The sequence below is a fragment of the Pseudomonas sp. RA_105y_Pfl2_P56 genome, assembly GCF_963970845.1.
GTDB classification, from domain to species: Bacteria; Pseudomonadota; Gammaproteobacteria; order Pseudomonadales; family Pseudomonadaceae; genus Aquipseudomonas; species Aquipseudomonas baetica_A.
Genome location: NZ_CAXAPL010000043.1, coordinates 24,474 through 48,688 on the forward strand (window position 1 = coordinate 24,474; position 24,215 = coordinate 48,688).

Annotated in this window: 18 protein-coding genes and 1 pseudogene; 11 read left to right on the plus strand and 8 right to left on the minus strand. The window is 59.2% G+C overall.

Annotated elements, in window-relative coordinates; genetic code table 11:
* Positions 1–148 precede the first annotated feature (148 nt).
* From AACY11_RS23570 to guaA, 3 genes are all read left to right on the plus strand, one after another.
* Complete coding sequence (locus AACY11_RS23570) at positions 149–697, plus strand: sugar ABC transporter ATPase (protein WP_339432837.1); 549 nt, start codon at positions 149–151, stop codon at positions 695–697.
* 116 nt (positions 698–813) lie between these two features.
* Positions 814–2,283 carry an IMP dehydrogenase gene (guaB, locus tag AACY11_RS23575; protein WP_339495818.1) on the plus strand — a complete coding sequence of 490 codons (1,470 nt, stop codon included), beginning with the start codon at positions 814–816 and terminating at the stop codon, positions 2,281–2,283.
* 99 nt (positions 2,284–2,382) lie between these two features.
* Positions 2,383–3,960, plus strand: a complete 1,578-nt coding sequence (gene guaA / locus AACY11_RS23580) for a glutamine-hydrolyzing GMP synthase (protein WP_339432839.1) — start codon at positions 2,383–2,385, stop codon at positions 3,958–3,960.
* Between the two features lie 81 nt (positions 3,961–4,041).
* Here the strand turns inward: guaA and AACY11_RS23585 are convergent, their stop codons facing one another.
* Positions 4,042–7,149 (minus strand): membrane-targeted effector domain-containing toxin, encoded by a 3,108-nt coding sequence (locus tag AACY11_RS23585; protein ID WP_339495819.1) that lies wholly within the window; start codon positions 7,147–7,149, stop codon positions 4,042–4,044.
* Positions 7,150–7,250: 101 nt separating this feature from the next.
* Complete coding sequence (gene treR / locus AACY11_RS23590; RefSeq protein WP_339432841.1) at positions 7,251–7,955, minus strand: trehalose operon repressor; 705 nt, start codon at positions 7,953–7,955, stop codon at positions 7,251–7,253.
* 238 nt (positions 7,956–8,193) lie between these two features.
* On the opposite strand from treR, the gene treP reads away from it, so the two are divergent.
* The 7 genes from treP to tadA all read left to right on the plus strand — a co-directional run bounded on the left by treP (position 8,194) and on the right by tadA (position 17,522).
* Positions 8,194–9,636 (plus strand): PTS system trehalose-specific EIIBC component, encoded by a 1,443-nt coding sequence (treP, locus tag AACY11_RS23595; protein ID WP_339495820.1) that lies wholly within the window; start codon positions 8,194–8,196, stop codon positions 9,634–9,636.
* Between the two features lie 28 nt (positions 9,637–9,664).
* On the plus strand, positions 9,665–11,317 hold the full coding sequence (gene treC, locus AACY11_RS23600) for an alpha,alpha-phosphotrehalase (protein WP_339432843.1): 1,653 nt from the start codon (positions 9,665–9,667) through the stop codon (positions 11,315–11,317).
* Positions 11,318–11,414: 97 nt separating this feature from the next.
* Positions 11,415–12,638 carry a maltoporin gene (locus AACY11_RS23605; protein WP_339495821.1) on the plus strand — a complete coding sequence of 408 codons (1,224 nt, stop codon included), beginning with the start codon at positions 11,415–11,417 and terminating at the stop codon, positions 12,636–12,638.
* A 62-nt stretch (positions 12,639–12,700) separates the two neighbouring features.
* Positions 12,701–15,238, plus strand: a complete 2,538-nt coding sequence (ptsP, locus tag AACY11_RS23610) for a phosphoenolpyruvate--protein phosphotransferase (RefSeq protein ID WP_339432845.1) — start codon at positions 12,701–12,703, stop codon at positions 15,236–15,238.
* A gap of 2 nt (positions 15,239–15,240) precedes the next feature.
* The gene (locus AACY11_RS23615) at positions 15,241–15,531 is read left to right on the plus strand and encodes a PTS glucose transporter subunit IIB (protein ID WP_339432846.1); all 291 of its coding nucleotides are present in this window, start codon (positions 15,241–15,243) and stop codon (positions 15,529–15,531) included.
* A 117-nt stretch (positions 15,532–15,648) separates the two neighbouring features.
* Positions 15,649–17,025, plus strand: coding sequence for a multicopper oxidase family protein (locus tag AACY11_RS23620; RefSeq protein ID WP_339432847.1), 1,377 nt, complete (start codon positions 15,649–15,651; stop codon positions 17,023–17,025).
* Positions 17,025–17,522, plus strand: a complete 498-nt coding sequence (gene tadA / locus AACY11_RS23625) for a tRNA adenosine(34) deaminase TadA (protein ID WP_339432848.1) — start codon at positions 17,025–17,027, stop codon at positions 17,520–17,522. Before AACY11_RS23620 ends, tadA begins: the two co-directional genes overlap by 1 nt.
* A gap of 133 nt (positions 17,523–17,655) precedes the next feature.
* Here tadA and cmoB read toward each other — a convergent pair whose 3' ends face one another.
* From cmoB to lon, 6 genes are all read right to left on the minus strand, one after another.
* Complete coding sequence (gene cmoB / locus AACY11_RS23630) at positions 17,656–18,612, minus strand: tRNA 5-methoxyuridine(34)/uridine 5-oxyacetic acid(34) synthase CmoB (protein ID WP_339432849.1); 957 nt, start codon at positions 18,610–18,612, stop codon at positions 17,656–17,658.
* Entirely contained in the window at positions 18,609–19,352 is a 744-nt protein-coding gene (cmoA, locus tag AACY11_RS23635) for a carboxy-S-adenosyl-L-methionine synthase CmoA (protein ID WP_339432850.1), read from the minus strand. Before cmoA ends, cmoB begins: the two co-directional genes overlap by 4 nt.
* A 157-nt stretch (positions 19,353–19,509) precedes the next feature.
* Entirely contained in the window at positions 19,510–19,998 is a 489-nt protein-coding gene (locus AACY11_RS23640; RefSeq protein ID WP_339495822.1) for a hypothetical protein, read from the minus strand.
* 145 nt (positions 19,999–20,143) lie between these two features.
* Positions 20,144–20,779 carry a lysoplasmalogenase gene (locus tag AACY11_RS23645; protein WP_339432853.1) on the minus strand — a complete coding sequence of 212 codons (636 nt, stop codon included), beginning with the start codon at positions 20,777–20,779 and terminating at the stop codon, positions 20,144–20,146.
* A gap of 2 nt (positions 20,780–20,781) precedes the next feature.
* Positions 20,782–21,174: a protease inhibitor I42 family protein gene (locus tag AACY11_RS23650; protein WP_339432854.1), complete on the minus strand. Its 393-nt coding sequence runs from the start codon at positions 21,172–21,174 to the stop codon at positions 20,782–20,784.
* A 214-nt stretch (positions 21,175–21,388) separates the two neighbouring features.
* Positions 21,389–23,806 carry an endopeptidase La gene (lon, locus tag AACY11_RS23655; protein ID WP_339432855.1) on the minus strand — a complete coding sequence of 806 codons (2,418 nt, stop codon included), beginning with the start codon at positions 23,804–23,806 and terminating at the stop codon, positions 21,389–21,391.
* Positions 23,807–24,036: 230 nt separating this feature from the next.
* Here lon and AACY11_RS23660 point away from each other — a divergent pair.
* Positions 24,037–24,215 (plus strand): annotated as a pseudogene (locus tag AACY11_RS23660) (IS256 family transposase); the annotation flags it as partial.

A 24,215-nucleotide genomic window follows, 5' to 3' on the forward strand; every position in this document is an offset into this window, starting at 1 on the left:
GGCTTAAGCTGCCGGCCTTTAGGGCGTCTTCGCGGGCAACCCGCTCCCTCAAGGTATCTCTGCTGTACACGCGATGTGTGAACGATGGAGGCCACTGTGGAGCGACCTTGCCGGCGCAGGCGTCAGAAGCCACACCGCAGGTTTTTCCATGAATTCGCAAAGCATCATTGTCCCGAAAATCTCCACCCTGCCGGTCCACGAACCCCGGGCCCGGGCGATCGTGCGCTGGCTGGTGCGCAAGAACATCATCAAGGAAGAACTGACGACCTGTGGCCGCACCGGTAACCGCATGGCTTACGCCATTGCCGATGGCGCGCGGGCCGTGGTGTTGCACCCGCAGGCGTTGCCGTTCGGTGAGCCGATCAACGGGTTGGAGATTGTCACTAAACGCTGCATCTACACCCCGGCCAAGGGCTTTCTCGAAGAGGCCGGTTGCGCCGAGTGCCGTCGTGAGGTCGGCGAAGCGTTGTTCGAAAGCCTCGAAGACTGGATGCCGGGGCGCACCGACAACTTCACCTGCCCGGAATGCGGCCATGAAGATGACATCAACGGTTTCCTGTATTTGCAGGAATGTGCGTTTTCCAACCTTGGTTTCATCTTCAACAACTGGCTGGAAGCAGGGTTCAAGCAAAGCTTTATCGATGAGTTTGCTGATTGGCTCGATCAACCTGTCTCTTGGGTCAAGGTGGAGCTGTAGCGGCGGGGATCTCCGTATATCAGCAACATTGATATTAAGCGGAGTTTTACATTGAACAGCGGGGGGTGTCTGACTATAATGGCGCGCTTCCATTTTCCCGCTCGGGAGCCCCCGCGATGCTGCGTATCAGCCAAGAAGCTCTGACATTCGACGACATTCTACTAGTGCCTGGTTATTCCGAGGTGCTTCCTAACGAAGTCAGTCTCAAGACCCGCCTTACCCGTGGCATCGAGCTGAATATTCCTCTGGTTTCTGCCGCCATGGACACCGTCACTGAAGCCCGTCTGGCAATTGCCATGGCTCAGGAAGGTGGCATCGGCATTATCCACAAGAACATGACCATCGAGCAGCAAGCTGCCGAAGTTCGCAAGGTCAAGAAGTTCGAAGCCGGCGTCGTCAAGGATCCAATCACCATCGAGGCCGATGCCACGGTTCGTGATCTGTTTGAATTGACCCGCATGCACAACATTTCCGGCGTTCCGGTACTGCACGATGGCGACCTGGTCGGCATCGTCACTTCCCGTGACGTGCGCTTTGAAAACCGCCTGGATGCCACCGTCCGCGAAGTGATGACGCCTAAAGAGCGTCTGGTCACGGTCAAGGAAGGCGCCGACAAGAACGACGTGCGTGAACTGCTGCACAAACACCGCATTGAGCGCGTACTGATCGTCGACGACAAATTTGCCCTCAAAGGCATGATGACGGTCAACGACATCGAAAAAGCCAAAGCCTACCCGCTGGCCAGCAAGGACGATCAAGGTCGTCTGCGCGTTGGTGCTGCTGTCGGCACCGGTAAAGACACCGGTGATCGTGTCGCTGCGCTGGTCAATGCCGGTGTGGACGTGGTGGTGGTCGACACCGCTCACGGTCACTCCAAAGGCGTGATCGACCGCGTTCGCTGGGTCAAAGAGAATTTCCCTGAAGTGCAGGTGATTGGCGGCAACATCGCCACCGGCGCAGCCGCCAAGGCCCTGGCCGAAGCGGGTGCCGACGCCGTCAAGGTCGGTATCGGCCCTGGCTCGATCTGCACCACCCGTATCGTCGCCGGTGTCGGCGTCCCGCAAATCAGTGCCATCGCCAACGTTGCCGCAGCCCTTGAAGGCACCGGCGTACCGTTGATCGCCGACGGCGGCATCCGTTTCTCCGGTGACCTGTCCAAGGCCATCGTAGCCGGTGCCTCCTGCGTGATGATGGGCTCGATGTTCGCCGGTACTGAAGAAGCGCCGGGCGAGATCGAACTGTTCCAGGGCCGTTCGTACAAGGCTTATCGTGGCATGGGGTCGCTGGGCGCCATGTCCCAGGCTCAGGGCTCCTCCGACCGTTACTTCCAGGACTCCTCGGCAGGCGCCGAGAAACTCGTTCCGGAAGGCATCGAAGGCCGGGTTCCTTACAAAGGCACCTTGAGCGCGATCATTCACCAGTTGATGGGCGGTCTGCGTTCCTCGATGGGCTACACCGGTAGCGCCAACATCGAAGAGATGCGTACCAGGCCTGAGTTCGTGCGGATCACCGGCGCTGGCATGGCCGAATCCCACGTTCACGACGTGCAGATCACCAAGGAAGCGCCAAACTACCGCGTAGGTTGAGCCTTCAAGCAACAAGCTAAGCAACCGGGGCTGTTTTATTCAGCCCCGAGTTGTTTCTGAATCACGACTGTTTCTGAATGACTTAGACGAGACTGAATCATGGCCCTCGATATTCACGCTCACCGCATCCTGATCCTCGACTTCGGTTCGCAATATACCCAACTGATTGCCCGCCGCGTGCGCGAGATCGGTGTGTACTGCGAACTGCACCCGTTCGACATGGACGAGGATGCGATTCGCGAATTCGCTCCGAAAGGCGTCATCCTCGCCGGCGGCCCCGAGTCCGTGCACGAAGCCAACAGCCCGCGCTGCCCACAAGCTGTGTTTGACCTGGGCGTACCGGTCTTCGGTATCTGCTACGGCATGCAGACCATGGCCGAGCAACTGGGCGGCAAGGTTGAAGGTTCCGAACTGCGTGAGTTCGGTTACGCCCGCGTTGATGTGGTCGGCAAGAGCCGCCTGCTCGACGGCATCGAAGACCACATCGACGCCGACGGCCTGTTCGGCCTCGACGTATGGATGAGCCACGGTGACAAGGTCACCAGGATGCCGGAAGACTTCCACATCTTGGCCAGCACCCCGAGCTGCCCGATCGCCGGCATGTTCAACGACGACCGTGGCTACTATGGCGTGCAGTTCCACCCGGAAGTGACCCACACCAAACAGGGCGGCCGCATCCTGTCGCGTTTCGTTCTCGACATCTGCGGTTGCGAAGCCCTGTGGACGCCGTCGAAGATCGCTGAAGATGCCATCGCCAACATCCGCGCACAGGTCGGCACCGACAACGTGCTGCTGGGGCTGTCCGGCGGTGTTGACTCCTCGGTGGTTGCGGCGCTGCTGCACAAAGCCATCGGCGATCAGCTGACCTGCGTGTTCGTCGACAACGGCCTGCTGCGTCTGCACGAAGGCGAGCAAGTGATGGCCATGTTCGCCGAGAACATGGGCGTCAAAGTGATCCGCGCCAACGCCGAAGACCAGTTCTTGAACAACCTGGCCGGCGAAGCCGACCCGGAGAAGAAACGCAAGATCATCGGTCGCACGTTCATTGATGTATTTGATGCCGAATCCTGCAAGCTGGATAACATCAAGTACCTCGCTCAGGGCACCATCTACCCGGACGTGATCGAGTCGGCTGGCGCGAAAAGCGGCAAGGCGCACGTGATCAAGTCGCACCACAACGTGGGCGGTCTGCCGGAAGAGATGAACCTGAAACTGGTCGAGCCACTGCGCGAACTGTTCAAGGACGAAGTCCGTCGTCTGGGCCTGGAACTGGGCCTGCCGTACGACATGGTCTACCGTCACCCGTTCCCGGGCCCGGGCCTTGGCGTACGCATCCTCGGTGAAGTGAAAAAGGAATACGCCGACCTGCTGCGTCGTGCCGACCACATCTTCATTGAAGAACTGCGCAAGGCCGACTGGTACCACAAAGTCAGCCAGGCGTTCGTGGTGTTCCAGCCCGTGAAATCGGTTGGCGTGGTCGGCGATGGCCGTCGTTACGCCTGGGTCGTGGCCCTGCGTGCCGTGGAAACCATCGACTTCATGACCGCGCGTTGGGCACACCTGCCTTACGAACTGCTGGAAACCGTTTCCGGCCGCATCATCAATGAAATCGAAGGTATTTCGCGCGTTACTTACGACGTGTCGAGCAAGCCGCCGGCGACGATTGAGTGGGAATGATCCTGCTGCACTTCGATGCTTGCATTGAGTGACAGAAAACCCCTGGCCCAGGCCAGGGGTTTTTCGTTTCTGACGTGGATGTCAGTCAGGGAGACTGCTCTGTAGCGCCAGCCCCATCTCTGTCAGTCGTAGCGACATTTCCTCGATGTTGGCGAACTTGACGTCGTTTACCCGAGTCCATGCGGGACGATGCAGGGAAATGCCGCCGTCGGCCAGATTCGCCACAGGCGTACGCACGAGCATGCCTTGCTTGCTACGGTGCAACACGGTGTAAGTGTCTGCGGTTTTCTGGATCATATACATGCCACGCCTGTGCAGCAGGTTCTCCAGTGTCTCCTCATTCCAGGCCACCGGTTCGGCTGGCATTCGCAGGCGAAAGTCAGCGCGAAGGACATCGTTAGTCTGTGTCGCTGCACCATTTGAAAATGATCCTCGACGCACTTCGATACCCGGGTCGGCGTCGACTTGCAGGGTGTCAACCATTCCGGCTTCCTCGATGCGCAAACCGATAGCGCCCTTTATTTCGCTGAGACCAGGCAGACCTCTCAGTGTGTTGGTGTTTTGCACACCGGTCAGCGCGATCCATTTTTTCGGGCTGTTGAGGTAGGTGTCACCCGTCATGATGTCGCTTGCCAGATAGGTGCCCATCATTTGTTCGTCATAGGGCGACAGCGGTGACTTCATTTTGTAGCTCGCTGCGCAGTCTATGCCCTGGATGCGCACACCGTTGGCCTTGGCTGCCTTGACCAGTTCCAGCGCATTGAATCGCCCCGTAGGATCGGTGCCCAGGCTGCTCAGGTAGGTTCGTAACTCTGCCGACAGGCTGCCGGATGTGAAGTAGCGGTTCAATTCCACTTGAGCGAAGTCACTGAGCACGCCACGCAGGTAAAGGGTTTTGGCGTGCCTGGCCAGCGCTGGCATGTGTTCGATCATGAAGCGCATGCTGGCAATTCGGTTCAGCGTTTCACCCACTACCAGTCCGGGTGCAGATTCAAAGATGCGATCAATGAACTCTGAAATTGAAATCGGCGTACTGATGGCGGTCATGGCGGGCCGGGGAGGCGGGGTGATCCACGGAAGATTGCTGAAAAATTTTCTCGCGCCGGCCTGCAGCAGTTTGCGCTTGCCCACGGCATACAATTCAAAGGGGTCGTGCATGCTGAAGCTACCGTCGGCATTTGGCATCAGTTGGGCATGGGTTTCGGTCAGGTTCAGTGCCCAGGCTCTTATCGAACTGCGCACAGTCGGTTCGATATCGTAGGCAGAGTTCACTATGCGCAGTGGGCGTGATACCGGAGTATGTGATTCGACCTGCGGTTGAGCGGTTGCCTCAGGCCCGGTCGGTTCAAGGGGGGCGAGCGGAATATCGGGAACGCAGGTTTTTCCCATGCATTGGCCGCCGCCGTTGAGGCGCAACGACTGCATTCGCTCCCATTCGCCAGCGGCATTCAGGCGTACCGGCAAGGAATGAACAAACTGATTGGGTCTGTCCGGGTCCACGATAGCCCAATAGCCGCCTTCGCTATAGTCGCCGAAATAGCGCACATAGTACGGGTTGTCATTTATCAGAATGGCGTAAGGCGGATCGCTGTCGAGTCGAAAGATGCCTTGGAACTGTCCGGGTTCGGTCTGCATATCCAGGCCGTCGAGCAGTTCGTTGCACAAGTATTTGTCAGGAATCGGCGGCGCTAGAGCGCTTTGCGCCGGGGTCGACCCGGACGCTTCAGGGCCAGGAGCAATAACGTCTGGCTCGACCGCAACGATGAGTTCCTGTTGTTCGACCCGCGGATCCGTCAGCTCCGGTGCCGACGTGGACGCGGTCAGCTCAGCCATTTCTGCTGCCTCGGCCGCTTCCACCTCGGCCGCTTCCACCTCGGCTCCCACCTCCAGCATCGAGCCGGTGCCCTTGAGGAAGGGAACGTTAAACAGCGCGTCAATCCCGCTCAGCACTGCACCCAGTACGCCTGCGTGACGATCACGGGCGGTTGTGCCGTTGACCGCCTGATCGATGTTCAGCCCCATGCTGACGATGCTGGCGCCAATGACCGGCAGTGCGACCGGCCAGCCTACAGCGGCCATCGGGCCAAAAACCTTGAGGCCGGCGCTCAGATACCCGATCCATAGTTTTTTGCGCAGGTCACCATTGGAGGTCAGGGACAGGCTGGCTTCGGCAAACATTGCGTTGCGGGTCGAATCACGCAACCAACTGAACGCATCACCACTGATCGCCAGGTTGTGCCGATTGATCAGGTGGTGATCGGTACGGCCCCAGGTGCTGACCAGACGATTCATCAAATCGGTGATGTTCTCGGTCATCTGCTGACGTTCGGCGAGTGGAAAGTGATTGAGCAAATGCTTGCGCCGCGTGTCGTGATTCATCTGCTCTAGAACCCACCAATGCATGTCCGCTGAGGTTTCCAGCACTACGAACGTCAGGACCTCACCGGGCAGATAGAGAATCTGCCGACCAACCGGATCGACAATGCGCAGCAGGTTGCTGGCCGTATGGCCGTCGATATCGAACGCACGCACCTCATTGCCCGCCGCATGAGGCGTTTGTAGCGTAGAGAGGTTCATCGGCCAGGTGACAGGCCCGATCACCGAATCGACGATCCACTGGAAATCCGTACCGGTCAATTGCCCGACTTCCAGTGCCTGCACGGCTCGGCTGAGGAAGTTGCACTTGGCCAGCGTGCGGAAATCATCGGCGTGCGTGTTCCAGAAAGCCGTCAACCTGTCGTTGTATCGCGTGCTGAAGTCGATATCCCAAAAAGTGTTGAGCACCTCGTTGCCGTGCAGACGCACTTCGTTGCGGTGGTCGAAATTTTCGGTCTGGGGCCCATCCTTGTAGAAACCGGCGTAGAGATCCAGCAGATCGGCGTTGTCCTGGTCGGTGGCGCGAAAACGATGAATCACCAGTTGGGTGAGGGTCATCGATTCGTAGGGTTTTTCGCGCACGTGCTCCCAGCCGGTAAATGACCGGGTGCTGCTCTGGGCGGCCTTGAATCGATGAAAATAGACCTGATCCGGGTCAAGATTCGCTAGACCTTTTTCTTGTAACAGATGACGGGCGGCTTCATGTGCCGTGTCGTGCAGGCCCGGACAATTTTGCACGATGGTCGTGGCCATTGCCTTGAGGGCCGCTTTATCTGCCGCATTGGGCTGAGGACGTTGTACGGGGGCGTTCATGCTGTCTCCATCCATGAGAAACGAAGGCCGAGCATGGCCGATTCGCTCAAGGGGAGTGCACTACCTATGTACCGCACATTGCCGTCGAAAACGTGCTGCGGTCAGCGCCGTGCCACGTCGGAGAAGTAGAACTTGTCCAGCGTGTGTCGGGACTCGGTGTACTCGAACTGCCGACCGTCCTGGAGGAAAGTCTGGTTGCTGACCACGATCACATGGCTTTGCTCATCGAGATCAAGGTGCAACTGATCATCCTTGCTGCGCGGCACCGCCTCGATGGTGCGTTGGGCGTAGGCGATCTGCAGCTGCAAGGTCTGTTCGATGTAGGCGTAAATCGACTGCTTGGCGATATCGAGGGACAGGCCTGGAATCACCTCGGTAACGAAATGGTTGATGTCGAGAATCACCCGTTTGCCGTCGATGCGCCGCACCCGTTTGACTCGCGTGATGGGGCTGCCGGGCTCGGCGTTGATGTGTTCGAGCAGAGCACCTTCCAGTGTGATTTGCGTCAGTTCGACGACTTCGGTGCTGACGTCGTTGCCCAGTCGCGGATAGGTTTCCTGGAAGCTGACGATGCCGCCGAGCTGGAACTCGATCGGGTTGGTCGACAGCACGAACGTACCTTTGCCATGGATCTTCTGGGCGAAACCGCGCTCCTGAAGTTGCTCGATGGCCTTGCGTACGGTGCCGCGGCTGGCCTGATAGCTGTCCATCAGTTCGGTTTCCGAAGGCAGACGGGCGCCGCGTTCCAGGCGTTCAGTCGTGATGCTGGCCAGCAGATCGCTATAGATCCGGTTGTATTTGCTCATGGGTAGGCTGCTCTGTGCCGACTGTGCTCAAAACGTCGAACCTTAAGGGCAGGGTAGGGCTTTGTCCATGTGGGGAATGGAAATCACCCAAGGGTAGGGTAGGAAAATTCGCTGCCGATCTGACGGGAATATGCAAAAACAAACTCGTCTGTACGAGTTGTTGCATTAACTCGTACAGACGAGTATTTTTCGCTTCGGCGTGCTGCCAATAACAACAATTCACGGTGGAAGAACAAGCATGAGCCATGACTATCCGAACATCGCCAGCGAGTTGCTGCAAAGCCTCGGTGGCAGCGACAACCTCGAACAAGCCGCGCATTGCGTCACGCGCTTGCGTCTGGCCCTGAAGAATCCCGGCCTGGTCGACAGCGCCACGCTCAACCAGATCGATCTGGTCAAAGGGTCGTTCTTCACCGGTGGCCTGTATCAGGTGGTGATCGGTCCGGGTGAAGTGGAAAAGGTCTACGCCGAATTGCGCCGACAGACCGGTCTCGCCGCAGCGACCATCGCCGACGTTAAACAGAAAAGTGTCGAGAAGATCAACGCCATGCAACGTCTGGTGCGGGTGTTTTCCGATGTGTTCATGCCCATCCTTCCGGCGCTGATCATTGCCGGTCTGCTGATGGGCATCAACAACCTGCTGGGTGCCAAGGGCATGTTCATCGAGGGGCAGACCCTGCTGGATGCCTACCCGAAACTCGACGGGCTCTGGAGCCTGATCAATCTGATGGCGAACACCTCGTTTGTGTTTTTGCCGGCGCTGGTGGGCTGGTCGGCGGCCAAGCGTTTTGGCGGCAGTGAAATCCTCGGCATTGTGCTCGGCCTGATGCTGGTTCATCCGGACCTGCTCAACGCCTGGAGCTACGGCAAGGCCGTGGCCGGGCTGGACGGCCAGCAAATGCCGTACTTCGACATCCTTGGTCTTTTTCAAATAGAGAAAGTCGGCTATCAGGGGCAGATCCTGCCGATATTGCTGGCCGCCTATGTCATGAGCGTCATCGAAAAATGGTTGCGGGCGCGCGTGCCCAACGCGGTGCAGTTGCTGGTGGTGCCGATCACCACCATCGTCGTCACCGGCGTGCTGGCGCTGGCCGTGATCGGCCCGGTGACGCGCCACATCGGCATCCTCATCACCGAAGGCGTGGTCATGCTGTTTGACCTGGCACCGATGGTCGGCGGGGCGATATTCGGACTGCTGTACGCGCCACTGGTCATCACCGGCATGCACCACATGTTTCTCGCGGTCGATCTGCAATTGATCTCGACCCAAGGCGGCACCTTCATCTGGCCGATGATCGTCATGTCGAACCTCGCCCAAGGCAGTGCTGCGCTGGCGGTGTTCTATATGACGCGCAACGCGCGGGACAAGAGCATGGCGTCGACCTCGGCGATTTCCGCGTATTTCGGTATCACTGAACCGGCCATGTTCGGGGTCAATCTGCGCTACAAGTTTCCGTTCTATGCCGCACTGACGGGGTCGGCAATGGGCTGCATCTTCCTGTCGCTGAACAAGGTTCAGGCATCGGCCATCGGCGTCGGAGGCCTGCCCGGTTTCATCTCGATCATTCCGCAGTTCATCCCGATGTTTGTGATCGGGATGGTCATCGCCATGGTTGTTCCGTTTGTTTTGACCTGTGCACTGAGCATGAAGATTGTCCGGCCTGGATATCGGGTTGCCTGACGCTTCCATTTATTGAAGGAATTGAGCCATGCAAGACTGGCAACGTTCGGTGATCTACCAGATCTACCCGAAGAGTTTTTACAGCCACGCAGGCAACCCGACAGGTGATTTGCTCGGGATCGTGGCCAAGCTCGATTACCTGCATTGGCTGGGTGTCGATTATTTGTGGATCACCCCATTCCTGCGCTCGCCGCAACGGGACAACGGCTACGACATCAGCGATTACTACGCGATCGACCCGAGTTACGGCAGCATGGCCGATTGCGAGTTGCTGATCGCCGAAGCCGGCAAGCGCGGGATCAAGCTGATGCTCGATATCGTGGTCAACCACACTTCGATCGAACACGTCTGGTTCCAGCAGGCGCGCAGCAGCCTCGACAATCCCTATCGCGACTTCTATATCTGGCGCGATCAGCCGAACAACTGGGAATCCAAGTTTGGTGGTTCTGCCTGGGAGTACGAAGCCCAGACTGGCCAATACTTCCTGCACCTGTTCGACCACACCCAGGCTGATCTGAATTGGGATAACCCCAAGGTGCGCGCCGAAGTGTTCAAGATGATGCGCTTCTGGCGGGACAAGGGCGTGGGTGGTTTCCGTCTGGACGTCATCAATCTGATCTCCAAACCGGCAGATTTTCCCGAGGACAACAGCGACGGCCGACGCTTCTATACCGATGGCCCGAACGTCCACGAGTACTTGCAGCAGATGCACCGCGAAGTCTTCGAAGGGCACGACCTGATCAACGTCGGCGAGATGTCGTCCACCCGCCTGGAACACTGCATTCGTTACTCGAATCCGCAATCAAAAGAACTGTCGATGACCTTCAACTTTCATCACTTGAAAGTCGATTATCCGAACCTGCAAAAGTGGGTTCACGCTGAATTCGATTTCCTGCAGCTCAAGCAGATTCTGTCTGACTGGCAGACCGGCATGCAGGCCGGTGGTGGCTGGAACGCGCTGTTCTGGTGTAACCACGATCAGCCGCGCGTGGTTTCGCGTTTCGGCGACGACGGCGAGTATCGGGAACTCTCGGCGAAGATGCTCGGCACCGCGCTGCACTGCCTGCAGGGCACGCCGTTCGTGTATCAGGGCGAAGAACTGGGGATGACCAATCCGGGTTTCGAGCATATCGATCAGTACCGCGATGTCGAAACGCTGAACATCTTCCGGCTCAAGCGTGAAGCGGGAGCCAGTGATGTCGAGAACATGGCGGCGATCATGCAGAAGTCCCGTGACAACGGGCGCACGCCGATGCATTGGAACGCCGAGCCCAATGCCGGTTTCAGCCGTGGCGAGCCGTGGATCGGGGTGCCGGCCAATGCCGCGCACATCAACGTCGCCAACCAGCGCGATGACCCGGAGTCGGTGCTGCATCACTACCGCCATTTGATTGCGTTACGGCGCACAGAGGCGTTGATCTCAGAGGGCGTCTATCGACAGTTGCTGCCCGAGCACAAGCAGGTCTGGGCCTACCTGCGCGAAGGGACGGGGGAGCGCCTGCTGGTGGTGAACAATTTCTATGGCACACCGTGTGACGTCGAACTGCCGATAGAGATCGACGAGTCGCTGAGCCAGCGGTTGTTGATAAGTAATTATCCGCACTGTCCATTGCGCAATCGACGGGTGAGTTTGCGACCTTACGAATCGTTCGCCCTGCATCTGATCGACCCTGACACCTAACCAAAAACAGTGTTTCAAAAAACACGCAGAACCCTGCGCGGGAGAGTTTTGCGCGCCGATTTCATGCAATCACACAACAAAAATAATGGGGTGGCTTATGAAAACAACAATAAATCGTAGCCTTGCAGTCGCAGGTTTTTGCCTGGCGTTACCACAAACATCACAAGCGCTGGAGTTCGGCGGTTACTTGCGCAGTGGCGTCGGCAGCTCGACCCAGGGCGGTGGCCAATCGTGTTTCCAGTTGCCGGGCGCGCAGACCAAATACCGTTTGGGCAACGAGTGCGAACAGTATGGCGAGCTTGAGCTACGCCAGGATTTGTACACCCTCGACGACGGCTCGGTGCTTAGCGTTGATGGCATGGCCTCGCTGTACAACCGCTACGACCGCCGGCCCACGTTCAAGGACGACAACGGCTCGATTCGCCTGCCGCAGGCCTACGCACAGTGGTCGAACCTGCCCGCGCTCAATGGCGGTTCACTCTGGGCGGGCCGCCGCTACTACAAGCGTAATGACATCCACATTTCCGATTTCTACTACTGGAACCAGAGCGCTACGGGCGGCGGGATCGAGGATGTGTTGATCGGCGACCTGAAATACAGCTACGCCTTTTCGCGCAAGGACAACCTGTACCAAAAGGACTACATCAACCGGCACGACTTCAACGTGGCCGGTTTCAATACCAACCCGGGCGGTCAGCTTGAGTTCGGCTTGAGTTATATCGACAAGCCCGATAGCCGTGACGCCCACCGTGGTTGGGCAATCACCACTCAGCATGTGCAGAAGGACTTTCTGGGCGGCAAGAACAAACTGGCCCTGCAATATGGTGAAGGCCCCGGCACCGGGCTGGGCTACACCGGCAACGTCAAACTGGACGACAGCAATAAAAGTTATCGGATCGTCGAGTTTTTCGACTGGCAGGTAACGCCACGTTTCGGCGGGCAGTTCGAGGCGGTGTATCAGAAAGACATTCGCCCGGACGGTGCTGACCAGAACTGGATTTCTCTGGGCGTGCGCCCGACTTATGCGTTCACCGAACAGTTCAAACTGGTGACGGAACTGGGCCACGATCAAGTCGAAGCGCCGGGCGGCACGCGCAAGCTGAGCAAGTTCACCGTTGCCCCGACCTGGTCACCCAAGGGCCCGGAGTTCTGGGCGCGCCCTGAGGTGCGTCTGTATTACACGTACGCCACCTGGAACGAGGCCGCCAAACGTGCGGCCAATGAACTGGCCCAAGGTTCGGCGCTGTCCGACACCGGTGCCTTCGGCAGTGCACGCCACGGTGCGAACGTCGGATTGCAGGTCGAATACTGGTGGAAATAAGCGATGCTGGTGGGGCGTCGCGCTCCATCGGCACTTCAAAGAACAAAACCGCAGGTGACGTCATGGCCACATCCCAACCATTACAACTGCTGGCGCCTTTGGCTGGCGTGCTGATACCGCTGGATCAAGTGCCGGACCACGTGTTTTCCAGCCGGGTGATCGGCGACGGTCTTTGCATCGATCCGACGTCGTCGACCCTTTGCGCACCGCTGGCTGGAGTGGTCAGCAACGTCCAGGCCAGCGGGCATGCCGTGAGCATTACCGATGACAACGGCGTTCAAGTGTTGCTGCACATCGGGCTCGATACGGTCAATCTTGCAGGCCAGGGGTTTACCCGCCTGGTCGAGGAAGGCCAGAGGGTTGAGGCCGGGCAGGCGCTGATCGAATTCGATGCCGATTACATCGCGCTGCACGCCCGCAGCCTGATGACCCTGATGCTGGTGGTCAGTGGCGAGTCATTCACCTGGCTGACCGCGCCAACCGGTCTCGTTGACCCCGGCCAGCCGTTGTTGAGCCTCGCCACTTGCGGGGCGACCGGCGAGGCCCCGGCGGCCGCTGAAGGCGAAAGGTTTTTCTGCGCACCACTGACATTGCCCAATCTCAATGGCCTGCATGCGCGTCCGGCGGCAGTGTTCGCTCAGGCGGCAAAAGGCTTTTCAGCAAGGATTTATCTGCACAAACAGCAGGCTGAAGCCAACGCCAAGTCATTGGTGGCGATCATGGCGTTGCAGACCGCTTTGGGTGACCGTGTGCAGGTGAGTGCGGTGGGCGAAGACGCTGAAGCCGCGATCAACACGCTGTCCCGATTACTGGCCCAGGGCTGTGGGGAAGCGGTGGATGTGAAGCCTGATGCGGTGCAGGTCGAGGCGGTCGAGCCTGAGGCCCTGACGGTCATGCGTGGGGTCTGCGCATCACCCGGTTCGGCATTGGGCCAGGTGATGCAGATCGTCGAGCCAACGCTTGACGTGAAGGAGTTCGGCGCCGGGGCGCATTTAGAGCGCGAAGCCCTCGCCAATGCATTGATCGAGGCGGATATGGCCTTGCAGCACCTGCGCGACACCGCCACGGGTGACGCGCAGGCAGACATTTTCAAGGCTCATCAGGAACTGCTCGAAGACCCGGGTCTGCTCGATCAGGCTCAAACGTTGATTGCCGAAGGCAAAAGTGCAGCGTTTGCCTGGCGCGCGGCCACGCAGGCAACAGCGACACTTTTCCAGCATCTCGGCAGTCCGTTGCTGGCCGAAAGGGCGGCGGATCTGGTCGATGTGGGCCTGCGCGTCCTCAAGCTGATCCTCGGGGTTCGTGAGAATGCGCTGGAGCTGCCGGAGGGGACCATTCTGATCGCCGATCAACTGACGCCGTCCCAGACCGCCGGGCTCGATACAAACAAAGTATTGGGGTTCGCCACGGTTGGCGGTGGAGCGACCAGTCACGTCGCGATTCTCGCCCGCGCCTGTGGCTTGCCGGCGATCTGCGGGATGCCCATGCAAATGCTGGCGTTGGTCAGTGGCTCGCGCGTGTTGCTCGATGCCGACCGGGGCGAGCTGCACATAGACCCGGATCCCGTGGCGATCAATGAATGGCAGATCAGGCATGATCAACAACGCCAGCGCCATCAACACGAACACGCAAACGCAACGCAGGCAGCCTGTACCCGCGACGGGCATCACGTCGAGGTGACGGCCAACGTTGCCTCGCTGAGTGAGACCGAGCAGGCGATGACCCTGGGAGGCGCCGGTGTGGGGCTTTTACGTTCGGAGTTTCTTTATCTGGATCGCAATCACGCACCCACTCGCGACGAACAAGTATCGACTTACAGCGCCATCGCCCGGGCTGTGGGGCCATCGCACAATCTGGTGGTGCGCACGCTGGATGTCGGCGGCGACAAACCGCTGGCCTACGTGCCGATGGACAGCGAAACCAACCCGTTCCTGGGGCTGCGCGGGATTCGCCTGTGTCTGGAGCGCCCGCAGCTTTTGCGCGAGCAGTTCCGGGCCATCCTGGGCTGTGTCCATCTGACGCGTCTGCACATCATGTTGCCGATGGTGGCGCAGCTCTCGGAGCTGCATCTGGCTCGGCAGATGCTGGAGCAGGAAGCGCTGGCGCTGGGCATCGTTGAACGGCCGAAGCTGGGAATCATGATCGAAGTGCCGGCGGCAGCATTGATGGCCGACGTGTTTGCGCCGCATGTGGACTTCTTTTCGATCGGCACCAACGATCTGACGCAATACACGCTGGCCATGGATCGCGATCATCCTCGTCTGGCCAGCCAGGCGGACAGCTTCCATCCCTCGGTATTGCGCCTGATTGCGATGACCGTGAAGGCTGCGCATGCCCACGGCAAATGGGTCGGCGTCTGTGGTGCGATGGCTTCTGAACGCTCGGCTGTGCCGTTGTTGCTCGGACTTGGCGTGGATGAGCTGTCAGTGAGCGTGCCGCAGATTCCGGCGATCAAAGCCGCAGTGCGCGAGTTGGATCTGCTCGACTGCAAGGCCATTGCCGAGCAGGTGCAGGGGCTTGAGAGTGCTGAAGACGTGCGCGAGGCGCTGCGTCTGTATCACGAGGCGACGGTCGATACTTTACGGGCACTGGAGAATTGAAAATGTTCGATAAATTGCAGACGGCGTTCTGGAAAGCACTGACCCCGGATCTGGTGGCAGACGAGCCGCCAGTACAGGCCGAACCTGTTGGCGGCCTGAGCACAGAGATCGTGGCGGCGCTGGGGGGAGTGGATAACCTCCAATCCCAGCAACCAGCGGCGTTGACCCGGGTGCGTGTGGCGTTGCGTGATGTATCGCGTATGGATCGTGAGGCACTGAGCAATGCCGGTGTTGCGGGCGTCATGGAACTGGAGGACGGCGTCATCCACCTGATTACGGGGCTGCGGCCATAGGGCTGTAGATGATGTGCGGCCTAAGGTCACCCTTACTGTTTCTCATCCGCAGGTGTATCGTATTCGCCTTTTACGGGCCTTCAGGGTCTGTCGCTGATACGTGAGGTAGTTGAGTTCATGTCCTTTACCCGTCGCCAAATCCTCGGTGGCCTGGCCGGTCTTGTTGTCGTTGGTGTGGGAGCGGGGGGCGCGTCGCGTTACTGGCTGGGCAAAATGGCTGACGCTCAAGCGGGTCACGACTACGAGCTGATCGCCGCGCCTTTGGACGTGGAGCTGGTGCCGGGGCACAAGACCGAGGCTTGGGCGTTCGGCCCGTCGGCGCCGGGCACTGAATTGCGCGTGCGTCAGGGCGAATGGCTGCGGGTGCGTTTCATCAATCACTTGCCGGTCGCGACCACCATTCACTGGCACGGCATTCGCCTGCCGCTGGAAATGGACGGCGTGCCCTACGTTTCGCAGTTGCCGGTGTTGCCGGGTGAATACTTCGACTACAAATTTCGTGTGCCGGACGCCGGCAGCTACTGGTATCACCCGCACGTCAGCAGCAGCGAAGAGCTGGGGCGCGGGCTGGTCGGGCCGCTGATCATCGAAGAGCGCGAGCCGACCGGGTTCAAATACGAAAAGACCCTGAGCCTGAAGAACTGGCACATCGACGAAGAAGGCAATTTCGTCGAATTCAGCATTCCCCGTGAAGCAGCGCGTGGCGGCACGGCCGGGCGCCTGTCGACCATCAACGGCGTGCCAACGCCAGTGATCGAATTGCCAGCAGGGCAGATCACTCGGGTGCGACTGCTCAACCTCGACAATACCCTGACTTATCGCATCAACATTCCCGGCGTCGAAGCGCAGATCTACGCGCTGGACGGCAACCCGGTGGAGCCACGTCCGCTGGGCAAGGAATACTGGCTTGGCCCGGGCATGCGAATCTGCCTGGCGATCAAGGCGCCCGCAGCCGGTGAAGAGCTGTCCCTGCGCAACGGTCCGGTGCGTCTGGGCACCCTGCGCTCGGTGGCCAACACTGATGCTCCGACCGAGTGGCCGAAGGCCTTGCCGGCCAACCCGGTGGCCGAGCCGGACCTGGCCAATGCCGAAAAACTCAACTTCAATTTCGAATGGGTCGGTTCGGTGTCGGTCAACGTCGACAACGGCAAGCCACCGAGCCTGTGGCAGATCAACGGCAAAGCCTGGGACATCACTGACAAGACCTGTGCGGATCGGCCGATTGCCACCCTGAAACTGGGGCAGAGCTATATTTTCGAGCTGAAGAACATGACCCAGTATCAACACCCGATCCACCTGCACGGCATGAGCTTCAAGGTGATTGCGTCGAATCGGCACAAGGTCATTCCGTATTTCACCGACACCTACTTGCTTGGCAAGAACGAGCGTGCGCAAGTGGCGTTGGTGGCGGATAACCCGGGTGTGTGGATGTTCCACTGCCACGTCATCGACCACATGGAAACCGGCCTGATGGCCGCCATTGAGGTGAAGTGATGCGCCAGATTCGCCCCGCAGCGATCATCGACCGCAGCCGTGATCAGGACTTCATGCGCGAAGCCCTTTCCCTCGCCGCGCAAGGCGCCGCCCTCGGCGAAGTGCCGGTGGGCGCGGTGCTGGTGCAGGACGGCGAGATCATCGGTCGCGGCTTCAATTGCCCGATCAGCGCCAGTGACCCGAGTGCCCATGCAGAAATGGTCGCGATCCGCGCCGCCGCTCAGGCGGTGAACAACTATCGCCTGCCGGGCAGTACGCTGTACGTGACGCTGGAACCGTGCAGTATGTGCGCCGGGCTGATCGTCCATTCGCGCATTGCGCGGGTGGTGTATGGCGCACTGGAGCCTAAGGCCGGGATTGTGCAGAGCCAGGGGCAGTTTTTTACCCAGGGCTTTTTGAATCATCGGGTGGTGTACGAAGGCGGGGTGCTGGCGCAGGAGTGTGGCGCGGTGCTGACCGAATTCTTCCGGGCCCGCCGAGCCAAACCCACTGAATAAACACAAACCCAAAAGTGGGAACGGGCTTGCTCGCGAAAGCGGTGTGTCAGGCGACTAAAATGTTGCCTGACACACCGCTTTCGCGAGCAAGCCCGCTCCCACAGGGGGGATCTCCTTTGTAGGGTAGATCGGTTTATTTCTTCGCGACAATCACTGCCCGCATCGGCGCCGGCAGGCCTTCGATGGTTTTGCTGTGATCTTCCGGATCGAGGAAGTCGCTCAGCGACTGATACTTCATCCACTCGGTGCCGCGCTGTTCCTCAACCGTTGTGGTGCTGACGTCGACACACCGAATATCAGTAAACCCGGCACGCCGCAGCCACAACTCCAGCGCCGGCACCGACGGCAGGAACCACACGTTGCGCATCTGCGCGTAGCGGTCTTCCGGCACCAGCACCTGGTGCTTGTCGCCTTCGACCACCAGGGTTTCCAGCACCAGTTCGCCACCCTTGACCAGACAGTCCTTCAGCGCCAGCAAATGCTCGATCGGCGAGCGACGGTGATAGAACACGCCCATGGAAAACACCGTGTCGAACCCTTCAAGGTTCGGTGGCAGGTCTTCAAACGGGAACGGCAGGTGCCAGGCATTCGGCTCCGACAGGTAACGCTGCACAGCCTGGAACTGGCAGAAGAACAGCCAGTTCGGATCGACGCCGATCACGCTGTCCGCACCGGCACCGAGCATGCGCCACATGTAATAACCGTTGCCGCACCCGACATCGAGGATGCGTTTGCCTTTCAGATCCAGATGCGGTGCGACTCTCGACCATTTCCAGTCCGAACGCCATTCGGTGTCGACGTGCACGCCAAACAGATCGAACGGCCCCTTGCGCCATGGCGACAAGCCCATCAGCGCGGTGTGCATTTGCGCGCGGGTTGCATCGTCGCAATCGGTGTCCAGCTTCAAGCCGTTGAGCAAATCGACGTCGGTCGGCTGGATCTTCGGCAGCGCGTCCAGCGCACTTTGCCAGCGCTCCAGATCGCCGTGGCCCTTCTCCATTTTCTTGTCGAGTTGTGCTTGCAGCGTGTTGGCCCAGTCGGCCAGCGGAGTACCTGCCAAGCGGCGGGCGAGGGGGGACAGATCAATCATGGCAAGGCAATCAACGAGGCAAAGTTAAGACACTGGAACCACGGCACGACTTTCGAGAACCCGGCGGCTAACAGGCGCTCGCGGTGTTCTTCAAGGCTGTCGGGCTTCATGACGTTTTCGATGGCGCTGCGCTTCTGGGCGATTTCCAGTTCGCTGTAGCCGTTGGCGCGTTTGAACGCGACGTGCAGATCGGTGAGCAGTTCGTGCTCTTGAACATCGTTGAAGCGCAGCTTCTCCGACAGAATCAACGCCCCGCCCGGCAGCAGCGATTGGCGGATGCGCGACAGCAACGCCGTGCGCTGATCCGGGGCGATGAATTGCAGGGTGAAGTTCAGCGCCACTACTGAAGCAGGCTGGAAGTCGAGGGCGAGAATGTCGCCTTCGATCACTTCGACTGGCAGCAACTCCTGGAACATCGAATCCTGACCGTTAAGGTATTCGCGGCAACGCTCAACCATCGCCGCCGAGTTATCCACCGCGATCACCCGGCAACCATCGGTGCGCACGTGACGGCGCAAGGCCTGAGTCACGGCGCCGAGCGAAGCACCGAGGTCGTAGAGCACGCTGTTCGGTTGGGCAAATTGCGCGGCGAGCACACCGAGGTTTTCGACGATGGTCGGGTAACCCGGCACCGAGCGCTTGATCATGTCCGGGAACACCCGCACCACGTCCTCGTTGAAGGCGAAGTCAGGCACCTGGGCCAAAGGCTGGGCGAAAATGCGATCGGGGTCTTTGCTCACGGCGGTTTCCGGCGGTGTCGGTGGAAAAGGCCGGCATTTTAGCCAAAGTGGCGCGGGGATGCTTGGGTTGTCTGATAAACCGTGGGAAAGCGCCTTGAGGAAGGCTGAATGACCGGGGCCGAAGCGTATGGTTTGGTCATTCATTATTTAAAGCTGATTACACAGGTCGCAGTAATACGATGTAAGTGGAGTCGCCCGCGATTCTCAGTTCCTGATTACGTGCATCGACACCCATGAAATTAAACTTAAATCGGTAATGTAGTTTCTCGGGAGTAGCCTGCATGACCTCTACAGTGAAAGTTCCGCTTTTTGCATAGTAGTTGAAAGAGGTAGTCGCGCCAGAGATGACCCCCGCTTCACCGTAATAGGCCTTCTGGAAAGGAAACTCAGGATCAGTAACAGAGTAGGTGCCAGGCTCAATGTTCCTATCGAACGTGAGCCCAATGCTTTTTGCACTTTGATAGGTGGGACCCCCGGCGTTTGCATGAGTCACCAGCGAAATCTGACTACTCGCAGGATTGGCGTGGAACTCAGCAAATTGGCTGTTGAATTCGACTCGGTCAGTGATCGTGGCAACTGTTACAGCGCTGACTGTGATGACGGTATCCTCAGCGTTGGCAGCCGTGGCGCGTTTGAAAAAACTCATGAGATGCTTCCTTGTATTCAACGGGTGGTCGGAGATGACCACTGAATACTAGGGGAAAGGAGAAAATCCGAACTACTGTCAGATCTGACAGTTGTTTATAACGGTTTGGAATTATTTGCGGAGTTTATAGATATAAATTTTTACTTTAACCGTCCTTCGTATTAAACGCCGAGGCGGCAATACACCATTGTCCCAACCAGTAGCTGAGGATGATCACGTAGGGGGCTGGGTGAAATGGCGACACGAAGCGATCTATGCCGATCACGCTGTCGGAGAACACGAACGCCAGGGCACCGGCGGCGGCCAACAATGCCGAGCGCTTGGGCACATCGGTGCCGAGGCGGGCGAGCGCGCGCCAGAGCATGGCGCTGATCGCGGTGCCGTAAACAATCACCGGCACCAGCAAAGGCCCCAGCCCACTGGAAATCAGAATCCCCAGCAGCACCGCGCCGACGGCGACAGCGAGCACCAACGGCAACAGCGCCAGACGTTTGCAGTCGCTGAGGTAAGCCTTGAGATAAGCCAGGTGCGCGACCAGAAATGCACCGAGGCCGAACACAAACAAATCACCCGGCCAGGCCAGCAACACATCACCGAGCAGAGAGAAAATCAGACCGAGGCTGATCCAGCGCCGATAGTCGCTGGGTGGCGCGTCGTGCAGCCAGCCGAGCAGCGCCAGCACCGGTAACGGTTTGACCAACAGGCAGAGCAGCGCCGCATGGGTGCTCAGGCCATAGAGAAAGGTCACCGCGCCCATCAGCGCCAGAATCAGCCAGCCCACGATCAGTTCACCGATATCGCACAGTCAAAGGTTTCCACCGGCAACACTTCTGGTGCCCAAGGCTGTTGCGACGTCAGGCGCAGGCGCCCGGTGCCGGCAGCGAACGCCTGGAAGCGCCAAGTGGAAAGCCCGGCGGCACCGACGACGCCGGCATCTTCGGGGTTGCTGTAAACCTCGGGGCTGAGCGCGCGTAACACGCCACCGGCCGAATCCTGAATGGCCCAGCGATAACCGGTGGTCGGGTTGCTTGGCAGCATCACGATAAGGTTTTGCCCGATGGTGAGCCGCACGGGGCATTCGCTTTGTTTTTCCACGGTCACGTTATGTTTCGGCTGCGTGGCGCAAGCGGCCAGCAAGGAAAGGGCGAGGGGGACAAACAGGCGAGTGGGGGACATAAGATCGGCGGCTCCGGCGTTGGCGACGAACGGCGAGCATAACTGAAGATGAGACAAAGTGTGACGGTCGGGGCGGGTTTCGACTGTGCCGACGCTTTCGCGAGCAAGCCCGCGCCCACAATGGCCGGTGGTGATCACAAACCTTGTGGTCATCACCCAACCCTGTGGGCGCGGGCTTGCTCGCGAAAGGGGAATTTCGGGCTCTAAAGAACTATCAGAAGAGCACCTTCGCCACATCCGCAAACCGCTTGGCGAAGTGCACGGTGATGCCTTCCTTCAAGTAGTCCGGCAGTTCCTCGAAGTTGCCACGGTTCGGCTCCGGCAAGATCAGTTCGAAAATCTTCTGTCTTCTTGCCGCAATTACCTTCTCGCGTACTCCGCCAATCGGCAGGACGTGCCCGGTCAGGGTCAGTTCACCGGTCATCGCCACGCCTTTTTTCGGCGCTTGATTGCGTGCGAGCGAGAGCAGGGCGCTGGCCATGGTCACGCCGGCGCTCGGGCCGTCCTTCGGTGTGGCGCCTTCCGGTACGTGCAGGTGGACGAAGGCTTCGTCGAAGAATTTCGGATCGCCGCCAAACGACTTCAGGTGCGAACTGACGTAGCTGTAGGCGATTTGCGCCGACTCCTTCATCACATCGCCCAGTTGCCCGGTGAGTTTGAAGCCGCGATTGAGCGTGTGAATTCGCGTGGCTTCGATCGGCAATGTGGCGCCGCCCATGCTGGTCCACGCCAGGCCGGTGATGACACCGGTGCCCGACAGCACCTGCTCATTACGGAACACCGGATGACCGAGCGAGGCTTCCAGGTCTTTGGGCCCGAGCTTGATTACCGCTTTGGGGTCTTCGATCAGCTTCATCACCGCTTTGCGCACCAGTTTGCCCAGTTGTTTTTCCAACTGACGCACCCCGGCTTCACGAGCGTAACCGTCGATCAAGGCCTTGAGCGCGCTGTCGCTGATGCTCAGGCTGCCCTTGGACACGCCAGCCTTCTCCAGCAGTTTCGGCCACAGGTGACGCTTGGCGATGGCGACTTTTTCTTCGGTGATGTAGCCCGACAGGCGAATCACTTCCATCCGGTCGAGCAGCGGGCCGGGAATCGAGTCGAGGGTGTTGGCAGTGCAGACGAACAGGACTTTCGACAGGTCCATGCGCAGGTCGAGGTAGTGGTCGAGGAATTCGACGTTCTGCTCAGGGTCGAGGGTTTCCAGCAGCGCCGAGGCCGGGTCGCCCTGGTAGCTCTGGCCCATCTTGTCGATCTCGTCGAGCATGATCACCGGATTCATCACTTCGACGTCTTTGAGCGCCTGCACCAGTTTGCCCGGCTGCGCGCCGATGTAGGTGCGGCGGTGGCCCTTGATCTCGGCCTCGTCGCGCATGCCGCCGAGGCTGAAACGGTAGAACGGTCGGCCGAGGGATTCGGCGATGGATTTGCCAACGCTGGTTTTACCCACACCCGGCGGGCCGACCAGCAGCACGATGGAGCCGCTGATCTCGCCTTTATAAGCACCGACCGCGAGAAACTCGAGGATGCGATCCTTGATGTCGTCGAGGCCGGCATGGTGTTTGTCGAGGACTTTGCGCGCGTGCTTGAGGTCGAGTTTGTCCTCGCCGTACACACCCCAAGGCACCGAGGTCGCCCAGTCGAGGTAGTTGCGGGTGACCGCGTACTCAGGCGAGCCGGTTTCGAGGATCGACAGTTTGTGCATTTCTTCTTCGAGGCGTTTCTGCACCTGCGCCGGCAGGACTTTGCCTTCCAGGCGTTGCTCGAACTGTTCGAGGTCGGCGCTGCGGTCGTCCTTGGTCAGGCCCAGTTCCTGCTGGATGACCTTGAGTTGTTCCTTGAGGAAGAACTCGCGCTGATGTTCGCCGATCTTGCGGTTAACTTCCGCCGAGATTTCTTTTTGCAGGCGCGCGACTTCGACTTCCTTGCGCAGCATCGGCAGGACTTTTTCCATGCGCTTGAGCATGGGCACGCAGTCGAGCACTTCTTGCAGTTCGGGGCCGGTGGCCGAGGTCAGGGCGGCGGCGAAGTCGGTCAGTGGCGACGGATCGTTGGGGCTGAAGCGGTTGAGGTAGTTTTTCAGCTCTTCGCTGTACAGCGGGTTGAGCGGCAGCAGTTCCTTGATCGCGTTGATCAGCGCCATGCCGTAGGCCTTGACCTCGTCGGTCGGCTCGGTGGGCTGATGCGGGTATTCGACTTCGACCAGGTACGGCGGGCGGTGGTGTTTGAGCCAGGTTTTGATGCGCACACGGCTCAGGCCTTGGGCGACGAACTGGAGTTTGCCGTTTTCACGGCTGGCGTGGTGCACCTTGACCAGCGTGCCGTACTCGGGGAGGGCCTGGGTGTTGAAGTGGCGCGGGTCTTCCTGGGGGGAGTCCATGAAGAACAGGGCCAGGGAGTGATGTTCGGATTTGCTGACCAGTTCGAGGGTTTCGGCCCAGGGTTCTTCGTTGACGATGACCGGCAGGACTTGGGCCGGGAAGAACGGGCGGTTGTGGATCGGGATGATGTAGACCTTGTCCGGCAGGTTCTGGCCGGGCAGGGCCAGGCCTTTGCCGGCGGCGTGGTGTTCGATGTTGTCGGTTTCGGTGAAGTCTTCTGGGATGTCCGGGAATTCTTGCTGGTCGCTCATGGGGCACCTGCGCAATGGGGTATGGGTCTTAGATGGGGCAGGGCTTGGGTGGTTTCAATGGGGGCTGGTGTTTCTGCTTGTGTGTTCAGGGTTTTGACAGGGTTGGCTTTTTTGACGCAATCTGAGGTGGTAGCTGTACGCGGGTTCGCGGACCGATAACTGAGAAATCGGCATACCTGAGACTGTCAGAAATTTTGTGTTCGGGCATAACATGTTGAAAAGGAGCATGTATGCCGACCAAAAAGAAACCGGCCTCGGAGGTCAAACCCCAGTTTCCTTCGATCCCGAAAGAGCTGATTGATCAGTTCGTTAAAGGCCCAATGAGCGCCGAAGCGATTCAGGATGCGTCGATGGCGTTCAAAAAGGCGCTTATCGAGCGAGCCCTTGGCGCGGAGCTGGGTCAACACCT

Coding starts and splice junctions, on each gene's coding strand:
- AACY11_RS23570 (WP_339432837.1), top strand. CDS start 149: ATGAATTCGCAAAGCATCATTGTCCCGAAAATCTCCACCCTGCCGGTC.
- guaB (WP_339495818.1), top strand. CDS start 814: ATGCTGCGTATCAGCCAAGAAGCTCTGACATTCGACGACATTCTACTA.
- guaA (WP_339432839.1), top strand. CDS start 2,383: ATGGCCCTCGATATTCACGCTCACCGCATCCTGATCCTCGACTTCGGT.
- AACY11_RS23585 (WP_339495819.1), bottom strand. CDS start 7,149: ATGAACGCCCCCGTACAACGTCCTCAGCCCAATGCGGCAGATAAAGCG.
- treR (WP_339432841.1), bottom strand. CDS start 7,955: ATGAGCAAATACAACCGGATCTATAGCGATCTGCTGGCCAGCATCACG.
- treP (WP_339495820.1), top strand. CDS start 8,194: ATGAGCCATGACTATCCGAACATCGCCAGCGAGTTGCTGCAAAGCCTC.
- treC (WP_339432843.1), top strand. CDS start 9,665: ATGCAAGACTGGCAACGTTCGGTGATCTACCAGATCTACCCGAAGAGT.
- AACY11_RS23605 (WP_339495821.1), top strand. CDS start 11,415: ATGAAAACAACAATAAATCGTAGCCTTGCAGTCGCAGGTTTTTGCCTG.
- ptsP (WP_339432845.1), top strand. CDS start 12,701: ATGGCCACATCCCAACCATTACAACTGCTGGCGCCTTTGGCTGGCGTG.
- AACY11_RS23615 (WP_339432846.1), top strand. CDS start 15,241: ATGTTCGATAAATTGCAGACGGCGTTCTGGAAAGCACTGACCCCGGAT.
- AACY11_RS23620 (WP_339432847.1), top strand. CDS start 15,649: ATGTCCTTTACCCGTCGCCAAATCCTCGGTGGCCTGGCCGGTCTTGTT.
- tadA (WP_339432848.1), top strand. CDS start 17,025: ATGCGCCAGATTCGCCCCGCAGCGATCATCGACCGCAGCCGTGATCAG.
- cmoB (WP_339432849.1), bottom strand. CDS start 18,612: ATGATTGATCTGTCCCCCCTCGCCCGCCGCTTGGCAGGTACTCCGCTG.
- AACY11_RS23640 (WP_339495822.1), bottom strand. CDS start 19,998: ATGAGTTTTTTCAAACGCGCCACGGCTGCCAACGCTGAGGATACCGTC.
- AACY11_RS23650 (WP_339432854.1), bottom strand. CDS start 21,174: ATGTCCCCCACTCGCCTGTTTGTCCCCCTCGCCCTTTCCTTGCTGGCC.
- lon (WP_339432855.1), bottom strand. CDS start 23,806: ATGAGCGACCAGCAAGAATTCCCGGACATCCCAGAAGACTTCACCGAA.